Raw genomic sequence first — 22561 nt, 5'->3', positions numbered from 1 at the left:
CGCACCTCGGGCGGTGCCGGTTCAGCCCGGCTTGCGGGCCAGGACAAAGGCCCGCGGCCGCGTCTCCGACCCCACCGGTTCCCGGATCAGCGTCGCCGCCACGTCCAGCCCCGCCTTGGCGAGCATGTCGCTCACCACGTACGCGGGGCGCCAGTGGTAGCGCAGGTCGATCTCGCGGCCGAAGCGTTCGGTGAGGTGGAGGCCGGGTGTCTCGCCCTTCTGGAACGACAGCAGGACGTGGCCGCCGGGGACCAGGACGCGGTGGAAGCCGGCGAAGGTCGCCGGGAGGTGGTCGTCGGGGACGTGGATGATCGAGTAGAGGGCGACGATGCCACCGAGCGTCTCGTCGGGCAGGTCCAGGGAGGTCATGGAACCCCGATGGAAGCGCACGGCCGGGTGGGTCTCGCGGGCCAGGGTGACCATGGCGGGCGAGAGGTCGATGCCGAAGGCCTGGACACCCAGGTCGTTCAGGTGGGCCGTGATGTGGCCGGGGCCGCTGCCCAGGTCGGCCACGGGGGCGGTGCCGTTCGCCTTCACCAGCGCGGCGAAGGCGGCGATCATGGACATGTCTACAGGCAGGTCTGGGATGCCGGGAAAGGCGGCGGCGTAGTCCCTGGCGATCGTGTCGTAGGACGTACGGGTGGTCTCTATGAAGTCGGTCGTCTCCGGGTCCGTCACGGTCGCGCACGCTACCGGGCGGGCGGGGCCCGTGTGGCGAAGTCACGGTCGCGGCCCGGTCCCGTTCCGGTGGGTGGACAGGACGGGCGTGATCGCCGCCAGGCGTGGTATCCGTGGAAGAGGAAACATACGTGTTACCCAGCCACGTCCGAGGTCATGCGTCCGCGGTCAGATTTTCTTCCCCTAACGGGCTGAACTTTTGTTGATCTCGGGTCAGTTGACCCCCCGGGCGTCCTACCCTTCAGAGGGTGAACCAATTGATGTCCCTAGAGACCGAGGCCGACCTTCCCGGGGCTGTGCTCCCCGGCGTGCTCAGCGAGGAACTGCACGCCGAACTCGTCGCCTTCCGCCGCGACCTGCACATGCACCCGGAGCTAGGCAACCAGGAGTTCCGCACCACGGCCGCCATCAAGGAGCGGCTGGAGAAGGCCGGCCTGCGGCCGCGCGTCCTCCCGGCGGGGACCGGACTCGTCTGTGACATCGGGACGGTCGGGGACGGGCTCCCGGTGCTCGCCCTGCGGGCCGACATCGACGCCCTGCCCATCCCGGACATGAAGACCGAGTGCTCGTACCGGTCCACCGTGCCGGACCGGGCGCACGCCTGCGGACATGACGTGCATACGACAGTGGTGCTGGGCGCCGGACTGGTTCTCGCCGAGCTGCACGCGAAGGGGCAGCTGCCGCGGCCGGTGCGGCTGCTCTTCCAGCCCGCCGAGGAGGTGCTGCCCGGCGGCGCCGCGGACGCCATCGAGGCCGGGGTGCTGGACGGGGTGGGGCGGATCATCGCCGTGCACTGCGACCCCCGCGTGGACGTGGGCCGGATCGGGCTCAGGACCGGCGCCATCACCAGCGCCTGCGACCGGGTCGAGGTCGCGCTGGACGGCCCCGGCGGGCACACCGCGCGGCCGCATCTGACGACCGACCTGGTCACCGCCGCCGCCCGGGTGGCCGTCGACGTGCCGGCGCTCATCGGGCGGCGCGTGGACAGCCGTAGCGGGCTCGCCGTGACCTGGGGCCGGATCGAGTGCGGGCACGCGCCCAACGTGATCCCGCAGCACGCCGAGCTCTCCGGGACCGTGCGCTGCCTGGACCTGGAGGCCTGGCGGACCGCGCCGGACGTCGTGCACGCGGCGATCGACGAGGTCGCCACCATGCACCGCGCCAAGTCCGAGATCAACTACGTGCGCGGGGTGCCGCCGGTCGTCAACGACCCGGTGATCACGGAACTGCTCCGGGACGCGATGACCGCGCGGCGCGGTACCGACTCCATCGAGACCACCGAGCAGAGCCTCGGCGGCGAGGACTTCTCCTGGTACCTGGAGCACGTGCCGGGCGCCCTCGCGCGGCTCGGGGTGCGCACGCCGGGCGAGCGGACCGTGCGCGACCTGCACCAGGGTGACTTCGACGCCGACGAGCGGGCCATCACCGTCGGGGTGGAGCTGTTCACGGCCGCCGCCCTGATCGACGCGACCATGTAGCCGTCGCCCTGATCGGCGCGATCATGTGGTCGCGGCGGCGGAAGACGTATCGGACGGCAGGACGGCAGGACTGCATGTCGGCGGGAACGCATGTCGGACGGCGGGAGAACCGGTCGGCTTCCCCGCAAGCCACGCAAGTCCCACAGGGGGTGGAAGGGTGCCCGGTCGGCACCCCTTCGCCCCCTTGTGTCACCCCGCCGTAACCGGCGGAGGCCGCTTGTAACCCGGAGTCGGCACGGTTCGATAACGGCCCGGAGAAACCCCGTTCCCCTCCCCTTCTACGCGCGTTACTGTGCGCCGAAATCGCCACCGTGGGTGGACGGTTGGGGAAGCGGGCCGGTGACGGTGCCGTGGGGACGAAGGGGTGCTTGCTGTGCGTCATATCTCGGGTCGGAGGACTCGGTTCTCCCAAGCTGCGGTGGCCGTTGCCGTCATCGCCCTCGCGGCCGCCGGGTGCGGCAAGTCCAGCTCGGACAGCGGTGCGACCAGCACCAACTCGTCCGGCAAGTACAACGGCAAGGGCATAGGCCTCGCCTACGACATCGGCGGCAAGGGTGACCAGTCCTTCAACGACGCCGCCTTCGCCGGCTTCGAGAAGGCCGAGAAGGAGTTCGGCATCGGCGGCCGGGACATCGAGCCGCAGGACGGCGAGTCCGACGCCGACAAGGTGCAGCGTCTCGACACGCTCGCCAAGGCCGGCTACAACCCGATCATCGGGGTCGGCTACTCCTACGCGCCCGCCGTCAAGGAGGTCGCCGCCAAGTACCCGAACATCACCTTCGGCATGATCGACGACTCGACGATCCAGGCGAAGAACGTCGTCGACATGGTGTTCGCCGCCGAGCAGTCCTCCTACCTCGCCGGTGTCGCGGCCGCCTCCGCGACCAAGAAGGACCACATCGGGTTCATCGGCGGCGTGGACATCCCGCTGATCCACACCTTCGAGGCCGGGTTCGACCAGGGCGCCAAGTCCGTCAACCCGAAGATCAAGATCGAGTCGCAGTACCTGACGCAGACCGCGGCCGAGGGCGGCTTCTCCAGCCCGGACAAGGGCAAGACCGCCGCCCAGGGCCAGATCGACGCCGGCGCCGACGTCATCTACCACGCGGCCGGCCTGTCCGGTCAGGGCGTGATCGAGGCCGCCGCCTCCGACAAGGTCTGGGCGATCGGCGTCGACTCCGACCAGTACCAGCAGTCCGCGCTCGCCAAGTACAAGGACTACATCCTCGGCTCGGCGCTGAAGAACGTCGGCGGCGCCGTGTACGACCTGGTGAAGTCAGTCTACGAGGGCAAGCCGGAGAGCGGCACCGTCGAGGGCACCCTGAAGACCGGCGGCGTCGGCTTCGCGGACACCAACCCGAAGTACAAGGCCATGACCAAGGTCGTCGCCGCCGTCGACAAGGCCAAGCAGGACATCATCGACGGCAAGGTCACCGTCAACACGAAGTAATGCGACATATACAAGTCGCCGGGTGAGCGGCCGTACCGACGGGTACGGCCGCCCGCGCGTCGTTGCAGTCCGTGCGCCCCTTGCCTCCTGCAAGGGGCGCGCTGCTGTCCGTCACCTTGGCGGTGACTGTGGCCACAGCTAGATAACGGACCGGACATTGGGGGTTTTCCGTCTGGTCTACGCGCGTTACGCTGCCGCGGAACCAGCGCCTGGTTTGGGCGCTTGTACGAAGGAGTCTCGTTCCATGCGCCGGGTGTCCCGAATCGCCGTTGCGGGCGTTGCAACCGCAGCCCTTGCCGTCACTGTTTCAGCGTGCGGCAGCTCGTCCAGTTCGTCCACCGGCAAGGCCGGCGCGTCCAAGGGCGTCGGTCTCGCGTACGACGTCGGCGGCAAGGGCGACCAGTCCTTCAACGACGCCGCGTACGCCGGCTTCCAGAAGGCCGACAAGGAGTTCGGCGTCACCGGCCGGGACATCGAGCCGCAGGACGGCGAGTCCGACGCGGACAAGGTGCAGCGTCTCGAGACCCTGGCCAAGTCCGGCTACAACCCGGTGATCGGTGTCGGCTTCGCCTACGCGCCCGCCGTCAAGGAGGCCGCCGCGAAGTTCCCGAAGATCACCTTCGGCATCATCGACGACAACCAGGACCAGTCGAGCAACGTCGCGGACATGGTCTTCCACGAGGAGCAGTCCTCGTACCTGGCCGGTGTCACCGCCGCGCTGACCACCAAGTCGAACACCGTCGGCTTCATCGGCGGCGTGGACGTCCCGCTGATCCACAAGTTCGAGGCGGGCTTCGAGCAGGGTGTCAAGGACACCAAGAAGAACGTCAAGGTCAAGGCCCAGTACCTGACCCAGACCGCCCAGGAGGGCGGCTTCTCCAGCCCCGACAAGGGCGAGGCCGCCGCCGAGGGCCAGATCGGCGCGGGCGCCGACGTGGTCTACGCCGCCGCCGGCCTCTCCGGCCAGGGCGTCATCAAGGCCGCCGCCGCGCACAAGGTGTGGGCGATCGGCGTCGACTCCGACCAGTACAACCAGGCCGCGCTGTCGAAGTACAAGAACTACATCCTGACCTCGGCCCTCAAGAACGTCGAGGGCGCGGTGTACGACCTCGCCAAGTCCGTCATCAAGGACAAGAAGCCGCTGTCCGGCGAGATCCGCGGCTCCCTGAACAACGGTGGCGTCGGCCTGGCCGACTCCAACCCGGTCTTCAAGAACAACGCCGCCCTGCAGGCCGCGCTCAAGAAGGCCGAGGCCGGCATCAAGGACGGTTCGATCACGGTCAAGACCTCCTGACCCAGGGGTCATGACCTTGTCCTAGGCATGGTCAAAAGCACGCTGTAATGGCAGCGTTACGGCCACGGAACGGGGTGCGGGAAGGATGTTCTTCCCGCGCCCCCTGCCATGATCCGGGACCCCGGCGCGGATCCGAGAGTTCGGTCAGGAAGCTCGGGTGCGGGTGCGGGGGACGGACGGCAGGGACAACCCCCGTTCGCGCGGCAGAATGCTCGGAACGGATCGAGAGTCGAAAAAGCTCGGTCAGGTCCGGGCACTATTTAAAGCAGGGGCGCTACGCGCGTAGAGCGACCCCTTTTCCGAGGAGAGTGCGCCATCGACGCGTCCAGCAGCCCTCCGCTCACCGCAGAGACGACAGCCGCGGTCGAGCTGGCGGGGATCACCAAGCGATTCCCGGGTGTCGTAGCCAACCACGACATCCACCTGTCCGTCCGCAAGGGCACCGTGCATGCCCTGGTGGGCGAGAACGGGGCCGGCAAGTCGACCCTGATGAAGATCCTCTACGGCATGCAGAAGCCGGACGAGGGCACCATCGCGATCGACGGCGAACAGGTCTCCTTCTCGTCCCCGGCCGACGCCATCGCACGCGGCATCGGCATGGTCCACCAGCACTTCATGCTGGCGGACAACCTGACGGTCCTCGAGAACGTCGTGCTCGGCAGCGAGAAGCTGTACGGCATCGGCGGCAACGCCCGGAAGAAGATCAAGGAGATCTCCGACCGGTACGGCCTCGGCATCCGCCCGGACGCCCTGGTCGAGGACCTCGGCGTCGCCGACCGGCAGCGCGTGGAGATCCTCAAGGTCCTCTTCCGCGGTGCCAAGACCCTGATCCTCGACGAGCCCACCGCGGTCCTCGTCCCGCAGGAGGTCGACGCGCTCTTCGACAACCTGCGCGAGCTGAAGTCCGAGGGCCTCTCGGTCATCTTCATCTCCCACAAGCTCGGCGAGGTGCTGTCCGTCGCCGACGAAATCACCGTCATCCGGCGCGGCACCACGGTCGGCACGGCGATCCCGTCGGAGACCACCCCGCGCCAGCTCGCCGAGCTGATGGTCGGCAGCGAGCTGCCGACCCCGGAGACCGCCGAGTCCACGGTCACCGACAAGGCCGTCGTCACGGTGAAGAACCTCACCGTCTACGCCAGCGGCCCCTCCCTCGGCGAGGTCGGCGCGCAGCCCGAGACCGCGACGGTCGGCTCCTCCGGCGCCACCGCCCGCGGCGACGTCCTCGACGAGGCCACCGCCCCCGGCGCCGCCAAGCGCGTCCTCGACGACGTCACCTTCACCATCCACGCCGGCGAGGTCATGGGCATCGCCGGCGTCGAGGGCAACGGCCAGACCGAGCTGATCGACGCGCTCATCGGCACCCGCAACGCCGACTCCGGCACGGTCGAGTTCCTCGGCGAGGACGTCACCGGCTGGGGCACCCGCAAGCGCCGCGAGTCCGGCGTCGGCTACATCCCCGAGGACCGGCACCGCCAGGGCCTGCTCCTGGAGTCCCCGCTCTGGGAGAACCGCATCCTCGGCCACGTCACCGAGAAGCCCAACGCCAAGGGCTTCTGGCTGGACATCAAGGGCGCCCAGGCCGACACCCGCCGGATCGTCGAGGAGTACGACGTCCGCACCCCCGGCATCGACGTCACCGCCGCCTCCCTCTCCGGCGGCAACCAGCAGAAGCTGATCGTCGGCCGCGAGATGAGCCACCACCCGAAGTTCCTGATCGCGGCCCACCCCACCCGCGGCGTCGACGTCGGCGCCCAGGCGCAGATCTGGGACCGCATCCGGGAGGCCCGCCGCGAGGGCCTGGCCGTGCTGCTGATCTCCGCCGACCTCGACGAGCTGATCGGCCTGTCGGACACCCTGCGGGTGATCTTCGACGGAAGGCTGGTCGCGGACGCCGACCCGGCCACCATCACCCCGGAGGAGCTGGGCTCCGCCATGACGGGTGCCGCGTCCGGCCACCTGGAACACGTAGACACCGCCCCAGGACACGAAGGCGCCGACGGCCCGGAGGACGAGGCCCGATGAAGAAGTTCGACAAGGAGCGGGTGCTCCTCGCGCTGGCCGGCCCGGTCATCGCGCTCGTCCTCGCGATCGCCCTGACCTCGATCGTCCTGCTGGCCTCGAACCGCAACCCGTTCGAGCCGTACGTGCTGATGCTCCAGCAGCTGCCGTACTCGGACATCCAGGTCCTGATCATCAACCAGGCGGCGATGTACTACATCGCGGCCATCGCGGTCGCCCTCGGCTTCCGGATGAACCTGTTCAACATCGGCGTCGACGGCCAGTACCGCCTCGCCGCCGTGATGACGGCCGTGGTCGGCGCCAACGTCGGCCTGCCCGCCTTCCTGCAGATCCCGATGCTGCTCCTGGTCGCCATGTTCACCGGCGCCTTCTGGGCCGGTATCGCGGGCGTCCTCAAGGTCACCCGCGGAGTCAGCGAGGTCGTCGCCACGATCATGCTGAACGCCATCGCCACCAGCGTCATCGGCTACGTCACCCTCTCCAACGTGTGGGGTGTCCAGGTCGGCAACAACATGACGACCGGCGTGATGAAGAAGTCCGGCTGGTTCCCCGGCATCAACCTGGGCTCCGACGTCGGTGAGATCTACGGCATGGTCTTCGTCGCCATCGCCCTCGGCATCGGCTACTGGGTCGTCCTCAACCGCACCCGCTTCGGCTTCGACCTGCGCGCCACCGGCGCCTCCGAGTCCGCCGCGGCAGCCTCCGGCGTCGACGCCAAGCGCATGGTCCTGATGTCCATGCTCATCTCCGGCGCCGTCTCCGGCCTCGCGGGCCTCCCGCTGCTGCTCGGCGACTCCCACACCTACAGCCTCGACTTCCCGGCCGGCCTCGGCTTCACCGCCATCGGCATCGCCCTGCTCGGCCGCAACAACCCGGGCGGCATCGCCTTCGCCGCCCTGCTGTGGGCCTTCCTCGACAAGGCCTCGCCCGCCCTCGACTACGCGACCCCGGTGGCGTACGAGAAGGAGATCGCCACGATCATGCAGGGCCTGATCGTCTTCTCCGTCGTCATCTCCTACGAAGCCGTACGGCAGTGGGGTCTGCGCCGCCAGCAGCGCCAGGTCGGCGCGGAGCTCGCCGCGGCCGCCGCCAAGAACACCAAGAAGGAGGTGGCGGCCTGATGTCCACCGCGACCATCGCCAAGCCGCAGGCGAAGCAGCCCGGCAAGGGCGGCCGCCGAATGTCACTCCCGGTACTCCTGCTGGTCATCGCGGGCGTCCTGATCCTGACCTCCGCCGTGCGCCTGATCACCGGCGCCGACGGCATCACCTCGACCGGCCAGATGTCCACCGCGCTGCGCCTCGCCGTGCCGATCGGCCTCGCCGGTCTCGGCGGTCTGTGGGCCGAGCGCGCGGGCGTCGTCAACATCGGCCTCGAAGGCATGATGATCCTCGGCACCTGGTTCGGCGCCTGGGCCGGCTACCAGTGGGGCCCCTGGACCGGCGTCGTCTTCGGCATCCTCGGCGGCGCCCTCGGCGCCCTGCTGCACGCCGTCGCCACCGTCACCTTCAACGTGAACCACATCGTCTCCGGTGTGGCGCTGAACATCCTCGCCCTCGGCGCCACCCGCTACCTCTCGAAGTTCACCTTCGAGAACGCCGAGGGCGGCTCCTCCAAGCAGTCCCCGCCGATCGACTCGCTCGGCACGTTCAGCGTCCCGGGCCTGTCCGACTGGCTGGACACGCTCAACCAGAAGCACTGGTTCTTCATCTCCGACATCGCGGGCCTGGTCGGCGGTCTGCTCACCGACCTCTCGCCGCTGACGGTGATCGCGGTGGCCCTCGTGCCGATCACGTGGTGGGTCCTGTGGCGCACCGCCTTCGGCCTGCGCCTGCGCTCCTGCGGCGAGAACCCGGTCGCGGCCGAGTCCCTCGGCGTCAACGTCTACAAGTACAAGTACATCGCGGTGATCATCAGCGGCGGCTTCGCCGGCCTCGGCGGCGCGTTCCTCTCGATCGTCGCCTCGAACGTGTACCTCGACGGCCAGACCGCCGGCCGCGGTTACATCGGTCTCGCCGCGATGATCTTCGGCAACTGGATGCCGGGCGGCCTCGCCCTCGGCGCGGGCCTGTTCGGCTACACCGACAGCCTCAACCTGCGCGGCGGCACGGTGAACGTCCACGCGCTGATCCTGCTGCTCGCGATCCTGCTGGTGTTCGGCGCCGCGTACCTCGCCTGGAAGAAGAAGTACGTCCCGGCGGCGATCACCATCGTGATCTCGGTCCTGATGTTCGTCTGGTACGCCACCACCAACGACGTCCCGCGTCAGCTCGTGACCGCGACCCCGTACATCGTCACCCTCCTCGTCCTCTCGCTGTCCGCGCAGTCCCTGCGGATGCCGAAGGCGGACGGCCTGCCGTACCGGAAGGGGCAGGGCAAGTGACCGCCGAGGCGGCCGGCGTCGACTGGGAGGCCCTGCGGGCCGAGGCGCGGGAGGCCATGTCCCACGCCTACGCCCCGTACTCCGGCTACCCGGTCGGGGCCGCGGCCCTGGTCGACGACGGCCGTACGGTCTCCGGCTGCAACGTGGAGAACGCGTCGTACGGCCTCGGGCTGTGCGCCGAGTGCGGACTGGTCTCCGAGCTCCAGCGCACGGGCGGCGGCCGCCTCACGCACTTCACCTGCGTGGACGGCACGGGCGCCCTGCTCGTCCCGTGCGGCCGCTGCCGCCAGCTCCTCTACGAGTTCGGCGGCCCGGACCTGTTCCTGGACACCCCGGAGGGCGTATTGCCCCTCTCCGAGATGCTGCCCCAGGCCTTCGGCCCGGCCCACCTCACCAAGTAATCCCGTACGGCCCCTTCCGGCAGGGAGGGGCCGTACGCATCGCACTTCTCCGAAGGGAACGCCATGGCCACCATGGACGCCGTCTCCGTCATTCGCACCAAGCGCGACCGCGGTGAGCTCAGCGACCGGCAGATCGACTGGGTCATCGACGCGTACACGCGCGGCGAGGTCGCCGACGAGCAGATGTCGTCGCTCGCGATGGCCATCCTCCTGAACGGCATGAACCGCCGCGAGATCGCCCGCTGGACCGCCGCGATGATCGCGTCCGGCGAGCGCATGGACTTCTCCTCCCTGTCCCGTCCGACGGCCGACAAGCACTCGACCGGCGGCGTCGGCGACAAGATCACCCTCCCGCTGGCCCCTCTCGTGGCGGCCTGCGGCGCGGCCGTCCCCCAGCTCTCCGGCCGGGGCCTCGGCCACACCGGCGGCACCCTGGACAAGCTGGAGTCGATCCCCGGCTGGCGCGCCCTGCTCTCCAACGAGGAGATGCTGTCGGTACTGGACGGCACCGGCGCGGTGATCTGCGCGGCGGGCGACGGCCTGGCCCCCGCCGACAAGAAGCTGTACGCGCTCCGCGACGTCACCGGCACGGTCGAGGCGATCCCGCTGATCGCCTCCTCGATCATGTCGAAGAAGATCGCCGAGGGCACCGGCTCCCTGGTCCTGGACGTGAAGGTCGGCACCGGCGCCTTCATGAAGACCATTGAGGACGCCCGCGAGCTGGCCTCGACCATGGTCGGCCTCGGCACCGACCACGGCGTGAAGACGGTCGCCCTCCTCACGGACATGTCCACCCCGCTCGGCCTCACCGCGGGCAACGCGCTGGAGGTCCGCGAGTCGGTGGAGGTCCTGGCCGGCGGCGGCCCCGCCGACGTCGTCGAACTCACCCTCGCCCTGGCCCGCGAGATGCTCGACGCGGCCGGCGTCCGCGACGCCGACCCGGCGAAGGCTCTGGCCGACGGCTCGGCGATGGACGTCTGGCGCCGGATGATCGCGGCCCAGGGCGGCGACCCGGACGCGGCCCTCCCGGTGGCCAAGGAGCAGCACGTCGTGAAGGCCACGGAGTCGGGCGTCCTGACCCGCCTCGACGCCTACGACATCGGCGTCGCCGCCTGGCGCCTGGGCGCCGGCCGGGCCCGCAAGGAGGACCCGGTGCAGGCGGGCGCGGGCGTCGAACTGCACGCCAAGCCCGGCGACACGGTCACCGCGGGCCAGCCCCTCCTCACCCTGCACACGGACACCCCGGAACGCTTCGAGTACGCGCTCCAGGCGGTCGAGGGGTCGTACGACATCGGGGCGGCGGGTACGGCCTTCACGGCGTCGCCCGTCGTGCTGGAACGTATCGCCTGACCAGGGGATTTATCGATCGGGTGAACGGGATCGGTGGACCTGCGCCGGTCCCGTTCGGCATGCTGGGATCGGTGACGCAACCGAAGGAGACCGCCATGAGCGCACTCACCGTGGGCCACGACCCCGAGCAGAGCTGGGACGAACTCGTCCAGTTCTGGGAGGAGATGGAATGGCCCGAGGGCAGCAAGGTGGAGATCATCGAGGGGATCGTCACCGTGTCACCTGCTCCCGCTTATCGACACAACGACATCGCTGAGCGTGTCCAGCGTCGCCTGTATTCCGTGATTCCGGAGGATTGGGGGGTCTATCAGACGCTGTCGATCGCCGTGCCATCGCGCCTCGGTATGTTCATTCCGGACATTGTGGTGGCTCCTCGGCAGACCGATACGGATGTGGACAGCCACATCCCCGCAGGACTTGTGGAGCTCGTCGTCGAGGTGACCTCCAAGTCCAACGCCCGCCACGACCGCGTCAGCAAGCCTGCCGCCTACGCCACCGCGGGCATCCCCCTGTACCTCCTCGTCGACCGATGGGCCCCCGGCGGTCCCACCGCGACGCTCTACGGTGAGCCCAAGGGTGATGTCTACCGGGTCCTCAGCGCCGTCAAGTTCGGCGATCCCATCAGGCTGCCGGAGCCGTTCGGCCTCACGATCGACACCGCGGAGTTTCCCGCCGACTGACCGTCACGTCACCCCAGCAGCGCCGCCACGACCACCAGCACCGGTACCGCCAGTACCGTCGACAGCAGTATCGAGTCCCGGGCCAGCCCCTCGCCGACCCGGTAGGTACTGGCATAGGTGTACAGGTTCTGCGCGGCCGGCAGCGCCGACGTCACCGTCACGTCCAGCAGGGGTGCCCCGTGCAGGCCGAAGACGGCGGACGCCAGGGCCCAGGCGGCCAGGGGCTGGCCCACCGACTTCAGGGCGACGGAGAGGAACACCGGGTGGCGCTCGCGGCCCCGGCCGGGGAGAGCGCTGCCCCGCAGGGAGATGCCGAAGGCGAGCAGGACGGCCGGGACGGACATGTTGCCGATGAGGGTGAGCGGGTCCATCACCGGGCCGGGCACATGGATTCCGAAGCCCGAGACCGCGACGCCGGACAGTGAGCCCACGGCTATCGGGTTGCGGAGCGGGGTCAGCAGGCGGCGCCACCACGGCCCCTTCTCACCCATGCCCGACAGGTCGAGGACCGTCAGGGCGACCGGGGTGAGGACGACGACCTGGAAGAGCAGTACCGGTGCCACCAGGGACGCGTCGCCCAGCACGTACACCGCGATCGGGATGCCGAGGTTGCCGGAGTTCACGTAGCTGGAGCACAGCGCGCCGATCGTCGTACGGCCCACGCCCCAGCCCCGTACGACGCCCACCGCCACGAACGCGCCCGCCGCCGCGGCCGTGCTCAGGGCCGTCACCAGGAGGCGGCTGGAGAAGATCACCGCCAGGTCGGCCCTGGCGAGGGTGGTGAAGAGGAGGGCGGGGGAGGCGACGTGGAAGGCGAGCTTGGTGAGCACCTCGCGGCCGTTCGCCCCCAGGTGGCCGCCGCGGCCGAGGACGTAGCCGACGGCGATGACGATCGCGATGACCGCGAAACCGCTCAGCACCCCCTGCACGGCACGACCCCCTCGCGGGGGAGGAGATCGTCGGGTGGAGCGGGCGCTGTTGATCCGTGGGGCATACAGCCAACCCTCTGGGCCGGTCAGGCGCAGGTCAACGTTGTGGCCCTTGTGATCTCCGCGACCGTCTCGGGACCGTGCGGAAGGCGGGGTGCCCTACCGATGAGTTGTCAGGCCGTCGCCGGTCTACCGCCTCGTGGATGCCGTGACCCCCGCTGTGCTCGTGCTGTCGGGCCCCGTCGCCAGGGACGAGGTGCCGGGGCTCTGCGACGACGTGCGTGAGCTGCTCGCGGCGGGCGAAGCCCGGGTTGTCGTGTGCGACGTGGGCGGTCTCGGTCCGCCGGGGCTCGGCGCCGTGGACCTGCTGGCCCGCCTTGAGCTGGCGGCCCGGCGGGCCGGAGGGCGGATACGGCTCCGCGACCCCGACCCCGCCCTACGCTCCCTCCTCCGGTTCGTCGGACTCCGCATCCAGATGGAGGGGGAGGCCGAAGAGCGGGAACCACCGCTTGGTGTCGAGGAAGAAGTGGAACCCGGTCAGGCGGCCGCCCGAGATCTCCAGGACCTGAACGGCCCAGGGGCTCCAGCCGCCGGTGTCCGGGTCGGGCTTGTACTGGGCGAACCCGGGCAGGCCGTTGACCCGGACCGGGAACAGCCGTGAGCCCTCGCAGGCGGAGCCGATGGTGGTCATGAAGCCGGCGATGTCGTCGTGACCGGTGAGCCACAGGTCGAACGGCGGCATCGTCATGATGGCCTCCTCGTGGAGGAGTGCCGTCAGGGCGGTCATGTCGTAGCCCTCGAACGCGGCGACATAGCGCTCCAGGAGCTTCTGCTGCTCCTCGTCGAGCGGGTCGGAGACGTCGGCGGCCGCGCCCGACTGCCGCTGCTCGGCCAGGGTGGCCCGGGCCCGCTGCAACGCGCTGTTGACCGACGCGACGGTGGTGCCGAGCAGCTCGGCCACCTCGGTGGCCTTCCAGGCCAGCACCTCGCGCAGGATCAGCACCGCCCGCTGCTTCGGCGGCAGTTGCTGGAGCGCGGCCATGAAGGCGAGCCGGATCGACTCCTTGGCCACGGCGGCCTCCGCCGGGTCGTCCACGGTCGGCAGCACGCGCGCGTCCGGCACCGGCTCCAGCCAGGTGTTGTCGGGCCGGGGCGAGAGAGCGGCCTGGGCCAGCGGCGTCGACTCGCTGAGGTCCATCGGCCGGGCCCGCTTGCTGCCCGCGGTCAGCATGTCCAGGCACACGTTCGTCGCGATCCGGTACAGCCACGACCGCAGGCTGGAGCGGCCCTCGAACTTCTCGTAGCTCCGCCAGGCCCGCACCATCGTGTCCTGGACCGCGTCCTCGGCCTCGAAGGACGAGCCGAGCATGCGGTAGCAGTACCCGGTCAGCTCGGTCCGGTGCTTCTCCAGTGCGACGTCCAGCTCCGCCGTCGCCGTGCCGTCGGTCATCTTCCGTCCACCCACCCCTGTGGCCGTTCCTGTTCGCGCGACGTTGCGCTCCAGCACTTCGGAAGGTATCGCAGGGGACTGACAATGACCCCAGGAGTGGGGAAACGTGCAGGTGGGATGGGGTGCGCGCGAGGGGGCGGGGGCGCGGTGCGGTGGCGGGCGCGGCGCCGCCGCGGCTGGTCGCGCGCTTCAGTGAGGGTTGGCCAGGACCTGGCGGCGGGCCGCCACCGAGCCGAGGACCGTGATGGTCACGACGCCCAGGATCGCGAGCAGGCCCACGGTGACCGTCCCTGCCCAGCCGCTCGCGTGGAAGGCCAGCGCGCCGATCGTGCTGCCCGCGCTGGAGCCGATGTAGTACGCGGACTGGTAGAGGGCGGAGGCCTGGGCCCTGCCGTGGGTGGCCGTCTTGCTGACGGCGGAGGAGGCGACCGCGTGGCCCGCGAAGAAGCCCGCGGTGATCAGGACCAGGCCCAGCAGGACCAGGGGGAGCGAGTCGGCCAGGGAGAGGAGGAGACCGCCGGCCGTGGTGCCGCCGGCCAGGTAGAGGGCGCCGCGGCGGCCCAGGCGGCCGACCAGGCGGCCCGCGGTCGACGCGGACACCGTGCCGACCAGGTACACCAGGAAGATCGAGCCGACGATGCCCTGGGGGAGCGAGAAGGGCTCCTGGGTCAGTCGGTAGCCGATCACCGTGTAGACGCCGCCGAAGACGGTCATGAAGAGCGCGCCGATCGCGTACAGGCGGCGCAGCAGCGGGTCGGCCAGGTGGTCGCGGACCGTGCCGAGCAGCCGGCGCGGGTGCAGTGAGCCCGCCTTGAAGTGCCGCGGCGCGGGGAGGAGCAGCCGGAAGGCCACGGCGCAGCCGACCGCGATCACGCCGATCGTGCCCACGGCCACCCGCCAGCCCCACTCCTGCGCGACCCAGCCGGTGATGACCCGGCCGCTCATCCCGCCCACGCTGTTGCCCGCGACGAACAGGCCTATCGCCGTGACCAGCGCCCTCGGCCGGACCTCCTCGGCCAGATAGGCCTGCGCCGACGCCGGCAGACCGGCCAGCGCCGCGCCCTGGACGCCGCGCAGCACGATCAGCACGCCGAGGGACGGCGCGAAGGGCACGAGCAGTCCGACGGTCACCGCGACCGCCAGCGAGGCCGTCATGACCGTACGGCGTCCGAACCGCTCCGAGAGGGCGCTCATCGGGATGACGAACAGCGCCAGACCGCCGGTCGCCGCCGCCACCGTCCAGCTCGCGTCGCTCGCGGAGACGCCGTAGCCGTCCGAGATCAGCGGGAGCAGGGCCTGCGTGGAGTAGAGGAGGGCGAAGGTCGCGACACCGGCGAGGAAGAGCGCGAAGCTCATCCGGCGGTAGCCGGGACCGCCCGGGGTCAGACGGGAGTCGGGGGCGGGGACCGACGGGACGGCGTCCACGGTGGTGGACGCCCCGGTACTGGCGGGAGACATGCTTCGAACGTACGGACCCGCCGTTGATCCGTCCAATGCATGGAATCGCCATAATCGTTCCCATGGAGCATCAGCAGAGGTCGGCGAGGCGCCTGTCACCGGACAGTGACACAGAAGACATGACGATGTTGCTGGCCCCACGCCTCGCGTACTTCGCCGGCGTGGCCCGCACGGAGCATGTCACCAGAGCCGCCCAGGAGCTGAACGTCCCCCAGTCCACCCTCTCCCGGGCGATGGCCCGCCTGGAACAGGACCTGGGCGTGGACCTCTTCACCCGGCACGGCCGCACCGTCTCCCTCACCCCGGCCGGCCGCACCTTCCTCACCTCGGTCGAGCGTGCCCTCGGCGAGGTCCGGCGCGCCGCCGAGGAGGTACGCGCCGACGCGGACCCCACCGCGGGCAAGGTCGCCTTCGGATTCCTGCACACCATGGGCGCGGAGACCGTGCCCGGCCTCCTCCAGGCCTTCCGCGTCGACCATCCCCGGATCCGTTTCAGCCTCGTCCAGACCTACGGCGAGGCGATGATCGAGAAGCTCCGGGCGGGCGAGCTGGACCTCTGCCTCACCTCTCCGGTGCCGGACGCCCCGGACCTGGCCGCCCGCCGCCTCGACGAACAGAGGCTGCGCCTGGTGGTGCCCGTCGACCACCCGCTGGCCAACCGCAAGCGCGTCCGCCTCGCCGAGGCCGCCGACGAGACCTTCGTGACCCTGGAACCGGGCTACGGCCTGCGCCGCATCACCGACGACGTGTGCAGGGAGGCGGGCTTCAAGCCGAGGGTCGCCTTCGAGGGAGAGGAGGCGGAGACGCTGAGGGGCCTGGTCGCGGCCGGCCTGGGCGTCGCCCTGCTCCCGCCACCCGCCTTCCCCCGCCCGGGAGTAGTGGAACTGACGGTGACCGCCCCGAGAGCGGTACGAGAGATCGGCGTGGCGTGGCTGGAGGGCCGTCCGGACACGCCGCCGGTGGCGGCTTTCAGGCGCTTCCTGCTGTCGCGAAGGGGCAACCTGCTCCCCACCTAGGTGCGGCACCCCTTCGGGGGCGCCGGGGGAGGAACCGCGCGACCGGCCACAACGCACCCGCAGCCGGAAACCGGGCCTCAGCCCTTACGGAGCGACCGCCCGAAGCCCGCGGCCAGCGGCATCCGCAACCCGATCGGCGGCGGCGCAGCCAGCGCGTCCTCCACCGGCCGCGACACCGGCCGCCCGTACAACGCCCCCATCACGAAGTCCGAAGCGAGCGCGAGGACTTCGTCCCGGTGCTGATGCAACCCGTGGCCGTCCGAGTGCACCTCGAACCGGCACACCTCCCGGTTCGCCTTCTTCGCCCGCGCCGCCAGCCGGAACGACAGCTCCGGGTCGGCCCGTTCGTCGTTCGTGCCGTGCACGATCAGCACCCGCCGCCCCACCAGCTGCCGAACCGGCTCCTCGGGCGCCGCCCCGTCGTCCCCGGGCAGCCAGGGAGCGACGGACACCACGGAGTTGACGGCCTCGTGCCCGCCCGCGTGCAGCGCGGCCCGGCCGCCCATCCCCACGCCGAGCAGGCACACCGGAACGTCGCCGTACCGCCGTACCACCTCGTCGGCCGCCCAGCCGGCGTCCCCGGCGAGGTTCGCCTCGCCGCCGTTCCACCCGCGGTAGCGGTAGCGGACGACATGTGCGGCCAGCCCCTCGTCCCGGCCGTCCCGGGCGAGCCGGCGCCCGAGCGCGCGGACGAAGGCCGTCGCCCATACGAGGGACGGCCGTCGCGCGGACACCTCCTCCCCGCCGGGGAGGAGCAGGACCGCGCCGCTCACCGTCGTCGGCTCCTGGCCGACTGCCCTGCTCAGGCTGGCCGTTCGGACCGGCGTCGCTTGCTGTGCCATGACAGAACAGTGTCAGAAGAGGCGGTGTACGCGACCCGTCCGTGCGGTCACCATTGCGTATCGACGGAAAGGGAAATCTCCGAGTACCGAGCGATCTACGCGCGTAGGAGTTACAGTGCGGAAATGACGAGCCAGAGCACCCCGAACACCCCGACGCCGGACCAGATCCGCCGGGCGCCGAAGGTTCTGCTGCACGACCACCTCGACGGCGGCCTGCGTCCGGGCACCGTCGCCGACCTCGCCCGGGAGACCGGGTACTCCGGCCTCCCCGAGGCCGACGCGGACAAGCTCGGCATCTGGTTCCGCGAGGCCGCCGACTCCGGTTCGCTGGAGCGGTACCTGGAGACGTTCTCGCACACCGTCGGCGTCATGCAGACCAGGGACGCCCTGATCCGGGTCGCCCGCGAGTGCGCCGAGGACCTCGCCGAGGACGGCGTCGTCTACGCCGAGGTGCGGTACGCCCCCGAACAGCACCTGGAGCGGGGGCTCACCCTCGAAGACGTCGTCGAGGCCGTCAACGAGGGCTTCCGGCAGGGCGAGGCCCTCGCCCGGGAGGACGGCAGGCGGATCCGGGTGGGAGCCCTGCTCACCGCCATGCGGCACGCGGCCCGCTCCCTGGAGATCGCCGAACTCGCCAACCGCTACCGGGACCTGGGTGTCGTCGGCTTCGACATCGCCGGCGCCGAGGCGGGGTACCCGCCCACCCGGCACCTGGACGCCTTCGAGTACCTGAAGCGGGAGAACAACCACTTCACCATCCACGCCGGGGAGGCCTTCGGGCTGCCGTCCATCTGGCAGGCGCTGCAGTGGTGCGGCGCCGACCGGCTCGGGCACGGGGTGCGGATCATCGACGACATCCAGGTCCACGAGGACGGTACGGTCAAGCTCGGCCGCCTCGCGTCGTACGTCCGCGACAAGCGCATCCCGTTGGAGCTGTGCCCCAGCTCCAACCTCCAGACCGGCGCCGCCGACTCCTACACCGGGCACCCGATCGGGCTGCTGCGTCGGCTGCATTTCCGGGCCACCGTGAACACCGACAACCGGCTGATGTCCGGGACCAGCATGAGCCAGGAATTCGAGCATCTCGTCGAGGCGTTCGGTTACACGCTCGACGACATGCAGTGGTTCTCCGTCAATGCGATGAAATCAGCGTTCATTCCTTTCGATGAACGACTCGCCATGATCAATGACGTTGTGAAGCCCGGGTATGCAGAGCTGAAATCCGAATGGCTGTTCCAGTAGACCGCCTCCACCAGTGGTTCTGTTGATCCGGAGGGCCGATCGAGCCTCCTGGCGGGGCACGGAATGCGGACAGGTCTTCACCGGCCGTCCGCATTTCGGTGTTTGCGGCGGACCATCCGGCATGTTTACGGTCGGGGACCGCTCAGCGTGTTATTGATCCCCGTCTCCGTATTCCAAGGACGCATTGACGATGAAGCAGTCTGCTGCCAAGACCCTCGGTGTCGCCGCCCTCGGTGCCGCCTTCGCCGCTGTCGGCGCGGGCGCGGCCAACGCGGCCCCGGCCGTCCCGGACTCCCAGGCCCTGGACACCGTCACCAAGACGCTGCCGGCCGAGAACGTCTCCAAGGCGCTGCCGGGTGCCGGCGAGGCCGTGGCGCAGGGGCAGAGCGCCCTCGCTGCCGGACTGACCGCCGTCCAGCCCGCCGTCGAGCAGGTCGTCGCCGGCGGCCCGACCAAGCCCGTCGCGGGCCTCCTCGGCGGACTGCCGGTCAAGGGCCTGCCCACGCACGGCCTGCCGGTGAACGGAATTCCGCTCGGCTGACCTCTCCCCAGCCGATCGGCAACGCCGTTGGGGCGCCCCGGAGTCGTCCGGAGCGCCCCAACGGCGTTGTCGAGCCCTGGTCACCAGGCGGCGGAGGCCTTCTCCTCCGACGGGAGGAGGATCCACAGCGCTATGTAGAGCAGGAACTGCGGTCCCGGCAGCAGGCAGGACAGCAGGAAGATCACCCGCATCGTGGTCGCGGAGGTGCCGAAGCGCCGGGCCAGCGCGGCGCACACTCCGCCGATCATGCGGCCATGGGTGGGGCGGGCGAGGCTGGACATCTGCGGCTCCTTCGTGAGCGTCCGGTGCGAGGCGGCCCTTCCGGCCCCCCGTCTGCCCTCTACGCTACGGAGACGAACCGGGTCGAAGCGTCGCTCTACGGGGCGATCCCGACCCTGGGAATCGTCGGGGTACGACCCTGAGCCGCTTCCTCCTGCGGGAGGGCGGCGGGCCGCTGCCGCTCACCCCGCCGACGGAGCCGGGCGCGGGCCGCCGGCACCACCGCCAGATGCGCGATCACCACGCCCGCCGTGTTGAGCAGGATCGAGTCGACGTCCACCACCCGGCCGGGCACCCCGGTCTGCAGCAGGGCTATCCCCGTCGAGATCAGCGCGCCCGCGGCGGCCGAACGGGTCAGGGAGGCGAGGATCGAGACCCGGAGCCTGCCGTGCGTCATCGGCAGCAGCACACCCAGCGGCGCGAGCAGCGCGAGCCCCTCACCGATCCGGTGCGCCGCCTCGCGGCCGCCGAGGGCCAGGTCGGCGCGTATTCCGGCGAGGGGGTGCAGGTTGGCGGGCATCACCCAGGGCACGTCCAGCGGCCGCAGCATCAGCCAGGCGACGAACGCGAGGTGTGCGGCGAGGAGGACACCCCCTGCCACACGGACGCGGATCGCGGCGCTGCCGCCGATGGAGCCTTGACGCTGCACGCCCCCGTAGACGCGCCCGCGCACGCGATCGGTTCCGGATACAGCGGTGAGGCCTCGGACACACGGCGCCCGTCAGGGGCGCGGGGAACTGCGCGAGCAACCGTCCGCAACCCGCACCCGCCGTACGGCCTCAGGCGGAACCCCGCCGGGCGCGCTCCCACGCGAGTGCCCCACCACGCCGTCGGCCGACCGCGGCGCCGTCGTGGCCGGTCGCGCCGTTCCTCCCGGCCTTCGGCCAAGGGCGCCCCCAGCGCCCCTTACGGGGCGCGGCCCGTCAGTTGGAGGCGACCTCGGTGGACGGCGGGCGGTTCTCGCTCGGCGCGTTCCGCACGGCGTCCGTGCACGCGTACCGCCGTAGCGGTTCCTTCCCCGGACCGCCCAGGATCACCGACCCGTCGCCCTCCGCGGCCGCCGAGTCGGACAGCGTGCACACGATCTGGGCGAGCGCGTACGACGTCAGCTGCGGCGGCGACGAGCTCAGCCGCAGCGTGTCGTCGGGGTCCCCGGTCCGCGGCCCCCACACGCTCATCCCGCCCCGCACGTACGTCGTGTAGCCGGCCTCCTTCTCGGCGGCCGACGGCGTCTCGGCGAGCTGGTCGAGCAGCCCCTGGGCGACGATGACCCGCCGCTTGGCGTCCGCCGACCCGTCCGGCACCCGCACCTGGCGGTCGACGGTCACCAGCGACGAACCGCACAGCAGGAACACCTGCACCGGCACCCCGCGCTCGTCCTGCGCGGACACGTCCGGCTGCGTCATCGAGCACGGCACCCGCGAGGGCGCCCCGCCGAAGTCGGTCGGCACCTCGGTGGCCCGGATCCCGCACCCGGAGAGCGCCAGCGCCAGCCCGGCGACGGCCAGGAGTCTTCGTACGTGCATCAGGCGCCCTTCTCCCCGGTGCCCCCGGCTTCCCCGGCCTTCCCGGTGTCCGTGTTCTCCTCCGTCAGCCGTGAGGCGTCCCGGGGCAGCCGGAGGGTGAACACCGCGCCGCCCTCGGGGGAGTTCGCGGCGGTGATCGAGCCGCCGTGGATGCGGGCGTTCTCCGTCGCGATGGACAGGCCCAGACCGCTGCCCTCGGAGCGCGGCCGGGAGGCGCTGGCCTTGTAGAACCGGTCGAAGACGTGCGGCAGGACGTCCTCCGGGATGCCCGGACCGTGGTCCCGTACGGCGACGACCAGTTCGTCTCCGTCTATCCGCACCGACACCCGCACCGGCGAACCGCCGTGCTTGAGCGCGTTGCCGATCAGGTTGGCGAGGATGACGTCGAGGCGGCGCGGGTCGAGGCGGGCGTGGATGCCGCGCTCGGCGTCCAGATCCACCGCGTCCAGCCAGGCGCGGGCGTCGATGCAGGCGGTGATCTGGTCGGCGATGTCGACGTCGTCGAGGACGAGACGGGCCGTACCGGCGTCGAAGCGGGTGACCTCCATCAGGTTCTCGACGAGGTCGTTGAGGCGGCGCGTCTCGCTGACGACCAGCCGGACGGCGGGTTCGATCATCGGGTCCATCGACCCGGACTCCGCCTCCAGCTCCTCCTCCAGGATCTCCGTCACGGCGGTGATCGCGGTGAGCGGGGTGCGCAGTTCGTGGCTCATGTCCGCGACGAACCGGCGCGAGGCGTCGTCCCGTGCGGCCATGTCGTCGACCCGCTTCTCCAGTGCCTCGGCCGCGTCGTTGAACGTCCTGGACAGGTCCGCGAGTTCGTCCGTCCCGGAGACCCGCAGCCGGGTGTCCAGCTTGCCCTCGCCGAGCCGCCGGGCGGCGACCCCGAGCCGGTGCACCGGCTTCAGCACGGTCGTGGCGGCGGCCTGCGCCAGCAGCGCCGAACCGATAAGGGCGAGCCCCGTGGCGATCCCCAGCGACCAGGCCAGCGAGTTGAGGTCCTTCGCCTCCGGCTCCAGGGACTTCATCATGTAGCCGGTCGGCCCGCCGCCGATCAGCCGCGTGCCCGCGACGAGATACGGCGTGCCGTGGTCGACGACCCGCTGCCAGTACAGGTGGTACGCCGACTTGTTGGCGTCGGTCACCTTCTGCTGCTTGCCGACGGCCTTGCGCAGCGAGGCCGGCACGTCGTCCAGCGCGAACGCGCTGAGCCCGTCGGAACTGCCGTACACCGTCTTGCCGTTGCTGTCCTCGCCGACCAGCAGCACGCTGAACCGCTGGCTGCTGTTGGCCATCTGCCCGGCCGTGCGCTGCAGTTCGTCCTGCGTCGGGTGCACGGGCAGCGCCCCGGCGCGGTTCTGCATCTCCTGCTGGAAGTCGCGCAGCACCGCGTCCTGGGTGCGGGTGAGCACGGCCTCGCGGTTGAGCCAGTACGCGATGCCGGACGCGGACACGGCGGCGGTCAGCGCGACGAGCCCGAACACGACGACGAGCCGCAGCCGCAGACTGGTGAAGCGCAGCCGGGACATGGCTCCCCTGCGA

Annotated in this window: 21 protein-coding genes and 1 pseudogene; 13 read left to right on the top strand and 9 right to left on the bottom strand. The window is 70.7% G+C overall.

Going from position 1 to position 22561, the window contains the following annotated elements; all coding sequences use genetic code 11:
* Nucleotides 1-21 precede the first annotated feature (21 nt).
* Nucleotides 22-678 carry a class I SAM-dependent DNA methyltransferase gene (locus BLW82_RS16170; protein ID WP_093499474.1) on the bottom strand — a complete coding sequence of 219 codons (657 nt, stop codon included), beginning with the start codon at nt 676-678 and terminating at the stop codon, nt 22-24.
* A 260-nt stretch (nt 679-938) separates the two neighbouring features.
* Between BLW82_RS16170 and BLW82_RS16165 the strand changes: the two genes are divergently transcribed.
* The 9 genes from BLW82_RS16165 (at nt 939) to BLW82_RS16125 (ending at nt 11736) form a co-directional block, all read left to right on the top strand.
* Nucleotides 939-2156: a M20 family metallopeptidase gene (locus tag BLW82_RS16165; RefSeq protein ID WP_093499473.1), complete on the top strand. Its 1218-nt coding sequence runs from the start codon at nt 939-941 to the stop codon at nt 2154-2156.
* Nucleotides 2157-2574: 418 nt separating this feature from the next.
* A complete protein-coding gene (locus BLW82_RS16160) occupies nt 2575-3606 on the top strand; it encodes a BMP family lipoprotein (RefSeq protein WP_093499472.1) in 1032 nt (343 codons plus the stop codon).
* A 244-nt stretch (nt 3607-3850) separates the two neighbouring features.
* Nucleotides 3851-4900 (top strand): BMP family lipoprotein, encoded by a 1050-nt coding sequence (locus BLW82_RS16155; RefSeq protein ID WP_093499471.1) that lies wholly within the window; start codon nt 3851-3853, stop codon nt 4898-4900.
* A 315-nt stretch (nt 4901-5215) separates the two neighbouring features.
* Nucleotides 5216-6925, top strand: coding sequence for an ABC transporter ATP-binding protein (locus BLW82_RS16150; protein WP_093499470.1), 1710 nt, complete (start codon nt 5216-5218; stop codon nt 6923-6925).
* The gene (locus BLW82_RS16145) at nt 6922-8043 is read left to right on the top strand and encodes an ABC transporter permease (RefSeq protein WP_093499469.1); all 1122 of its coding nucleotides are present in this window, start codon (nt 6922-6924) and stop codon (nt 8041-8043) included. The genes BLW82_RS16150 and BLW82_RS16145 overlap by 4 nt, the downstream gene beginning before the upstream one ends.
* Entirely contained in the window at nt 8043-9305 is a 1263-nt protein-coding gene (locus tag BLW82_RS16140) for an ABC transporter permease (RefSeq protein WP_093499468.1), read from the top strand. Before BLW82_RS16145 ends, BLW82_RS16140 begins: the two co-directional genes overlap by 1 nt.
* A complete protein-coding gene (locus tag BLW82_RS16135; protein ID WP_093499467.1) occupies nt 9302-9706 on the top strand; it encodes a cytidine deaminase in 405 nt (134 codons plus the stop codon). Before BLW82_RS16140 ends, BLW82_RS16135 begins: the two co-directional genes overlap by 4 nt.
* 72 nt (nt 9707-9778) lie before the next feature.
* A complete protein-coding gene (locus BLW82_RS16130; protein ID WP_093508075.1) occupies nt 9779-11056 on the top strand; it encodes a thymidine phosphorylase in 1278 nt (425 codons plus the stop codon).
* Between the two features lie 95 nt (nt 11057-11151).
* A complete protein-coding gene (locus BLW82_RS16125; RefSeq protein ID WP_093499466.1) occupies nt 11152-11736 on the top strand; it encodes a Uma2 family endonuclease in 585 nt (194 codons plus the stop codon).
* A gap of 8 nt (nt 11737-11744) precedes the next feature.
* Here the strand turns inward: BLW82_RS16125 and BLW82_RS16120 are convergent, their stop codons facing one another.
* Nucleotides 11745-12665, bottom strand: coding sequence for an AEC family transporter (locus BLW82_RS16120; RefSeq protein WP_093499465.1), 921 nt, complete (start codon nt 12663-12665; stop codon nt 11745-11747).
* A gap of 199 nt (nt 12666-12864) precedes the next feature.
* Between BLW82_RS16120 and BLW82_RS46305 the strand changes: the two are divergent.
* Nucleotides 12865-13071, top strand: a pseudogene (locus BLW82_RS46305) (hypothetical protein); the annotation flags it as partial.
* A gap of 30 nt (nt 13072-13101) precedes the next feature.
* Here BLW82_RS46305 and BLW82_RS16110 read toward each other — a convergent pair.
* Complete coding sequence (locus BLW82_RS16110) at nt 13102-14115, bottom strand: sigma-70 family RNA polymerase sigma factor (protein ID WP_093499464.1); 1014 nt, start codon at nt 14113-14115, stop codon at nt 13102-13104.
* 189 nt (nt 14116-14304) lie between these two features.
* Nucleotides 14305-15573, bottom strand: coding sequence for an MFS transporter (locus tag BLW82_RS16105; RefSeq protein ID WP_093499463.1), 1269 nt, complete (start codon nt 15571-15573; stop codon nt 14305-14307).
* Between the two features lie 62 nt (nt 15574-15635).
* On the opposite strand from BLW82_RS16105, the gene BLW82_RS16100 reads away from it, so the two are divergent.
* On the top strand, nt 15636-16589 hold the full coding sequence (locus BLW82_RS16100) for a LysR family transcriptional regulator (protein ID WP_093499462.1): 954 nt from the start codon (nt 15636-15638) through the stop codon (nt 16587-16589).
* Between the two features lie 77 nt (nt 16590-16666).
* On the opposite strand, the gene BLW82_RS16095 is transcribed toward BLW82_RS16100, so the two are convergent.
* Nucleotides 16667-17431, bottom strand: a complete 765-nt coding sequence (locus BLW82_RS16095; protein ID WP_093499461.1) for an alpha/beta hydrolase — start codon at nt 17429-17431, stop codon at nt 16667-16669.
* A 123-nt stretch (nt 17432-17554) separates the two neighbouring features.
* On the opposite strand from BLW82_RS16095, the gene BLW82_RS16090 reads away from it, so the two are divergent.
* Nucleotides 17555-18673 (top strand): adenosine deaminase, encoded by a 1119-nt coding sequence (locus BLW82_RS16090; RefSeq protein ID WP_093499460.1) that lies wholly within the window; start codon nt 17555-17557, stop codon nt 18671-18673.
* Nucleotides 18674-18863: 190 nt separating this feature from the next.
* A complete protein-coding gene (locus BLW82_RS16085; RefSeq protein WP_093499459.1) occupies nt 18864-19214 on the top strand; it encodes an ATP-binding protein in 351 nt (116 codons plus the stop codon).
* Nucleotides 19215-19294: 80 nt separating this feature from the next.
* On the opposite strand, the gene BLW82_RS16080 is transcribed toward BLW82_RS16085, so the two are convergent.
* The 4 genes from BLW82_RS16080 to BLW82_RS16065 form a co-directional block, all read right to left on the bottom strand.
* A complete protein-coding gene (locus tag BLW82_RS16080; RefSeq protein WP_093499458.1) occupies nt 19295-19495 on the bottom strand; it encodes a PspC domain-containing protein in 201 nt (66 codons plus the stop codon).
* Between the two features lie 95 nt (nt 19496-19590).
* The gene (locus tag BLW82_RS16075; protein ID WP_093508074.1) at nt 19591-20142 is read right to left on the bottom strand and encodes a VanZ family protein; all 552 of its coding nucleotides are present in this window, start codon (nt 20140-20142) and stop codon (nt 19591-19593) included.
* Between the two features lie 274 nt (nt 20143-20416).
* Nucleotides 20417-21019 (bottom strand): hypothetical protein, encoded by a 603-nt coding sequence (locus BLW82_RS16070; protein ID WP_093499457.1) that lies wholly within the window; start codon nt 21017-21019, stop codon nt 20417-20419.
* Nucleotides 21019-22548 (bottom strand): sensor histidine kinase, encoded by a 1530-nt coding sequence (locus BLW82_RS16065; RefSeq protein ID WP_177232966.1) that lies wholly within the window; start codon nt 22546-22548, stop codon nt 21019-21021. The genes BLW82_RS16070 and BLW82_RS16065 overlap by 1 nt, the downstream gene beginning before the upstream one ends.
* Nucleotides 22549-22561 lie beyond the last annotated feature (13 nt).

Source organism: Streptomyces sp. Ag109_O5-10 (assembly GCF_900105755.1).
Lineage (GTDB): Bacteria > Actinomycetota > Actinomycetes > Streptomycetales > Streptomycetaceae > Streptomyces.
The sequence above is the reverse complement of the archived record's forward strand: the minus strand, read 5'-3'. Positions and strand labels throughout refer to the sequence as shown.

Coding starts and splice junctions, on each gene's coding strand:
- BLW82_RS16165 (WP_093499473.1), top strand. CDS start 939: ATGTCCCTAGAGACCGAGGCCGACCTTCCCGGGGCTGTGCTCCCCGGC.
- BLW82_RS16155 (WP_093499471.1), top strand. CDS start 3,851: ATGCGCCGGGTGTCCCGAATCGCCGTTGCGGGCGTTGCAACCGCAGCC.
- BLW82_RS16145 (WP_093499469.1), top strand. CDS start 6,922: ATGAAGAAGTTCGACAAGGAGCGGGTGCTCCTCGCGCTGGCCGGCCCG.
- BLW82_RS16140 (WP_093499468.1), top strand. CDS start 8,043: ATGTCCACCGCGACCATCGCCAAGCCGCAGGCGAAGCAGCCCGGCAAG.
- BLW82_RS16130 (WP_093508075.1), top strand. CDS start 9,779: ATGGACGCCGTCTCCGTCATTCGCACCAAGCGCGACCGCGGTGAGCTC.
- BLW82_RS16125 (WP_093499466.1), top strand. CDS start 11,152: ATGAGCGCACTCACCGTGGGCCACGACCCCGAGCAGAGCTGGGACGAA.
- BLW82_RS16110 (WP_093499464.1), bottom strand. CDS start 14,115: ATGACCGACGGCACGGCGACGGCGGAGCTGGACGTCGCACTGGAGAAG.
- BLW82_RS16105 (WP_093499463.1), bottom strand. CDS start 15,573: ATGTCTCCCGCCAGTACCGGGGCGTCCACCACCGTGGACGCCGTCCCG.
- BLW82_RS16100 (WP_093499462.1), top strand. CDS start 15,636: ATGGAGCATCAGCAGAGGTCGGCGAGGCGCCTGTCACCGGACAGTGAC.
- BLW82_RS16095 (WP_093499461.1), bottom strand. CDS start 17,431: ATGGCACAGCAAGCGACGCCGGTCCGAACGGCCAGCCTGAGCAGGGCA.
- BLW82_RS16090 (WP_093499460.1), top strand. CDS start 17,555: ATGACGAGCCAGAGCACCCCGAACACCCCGACGCCGGACCAGATCCGC.
- BLW82_RS16085 (WP_093499459.1), top strand. CDS start 18,864: ATGAAGCAGTCTGCTGCCAAGACCCTCGGTGTCGCCGCCCTCGGTGCC.
- BLW82_RS16080 (WP_093499458.1), bottom strand. CDS start 19,495: ATGTCCAGCCTCGCCCGCCCCACCCATGGCCGCATGATCGGCGGAGTG.
- BLW82_RS16070 (WP_093499457.1), bottom strand. CDS start 21,019: ATGCACGTACGAAGACTCCTGGCCGTCGCCGGGCTGGCGCTGGCGCTC.
- BLW82_RS16065 (WP_177232966.1), bottom strand. CDS start 22,548: ATGTCCCGGCTGCGCTTCACCAGTCTGCGGCTGCGGCTCGTCGTCGTG.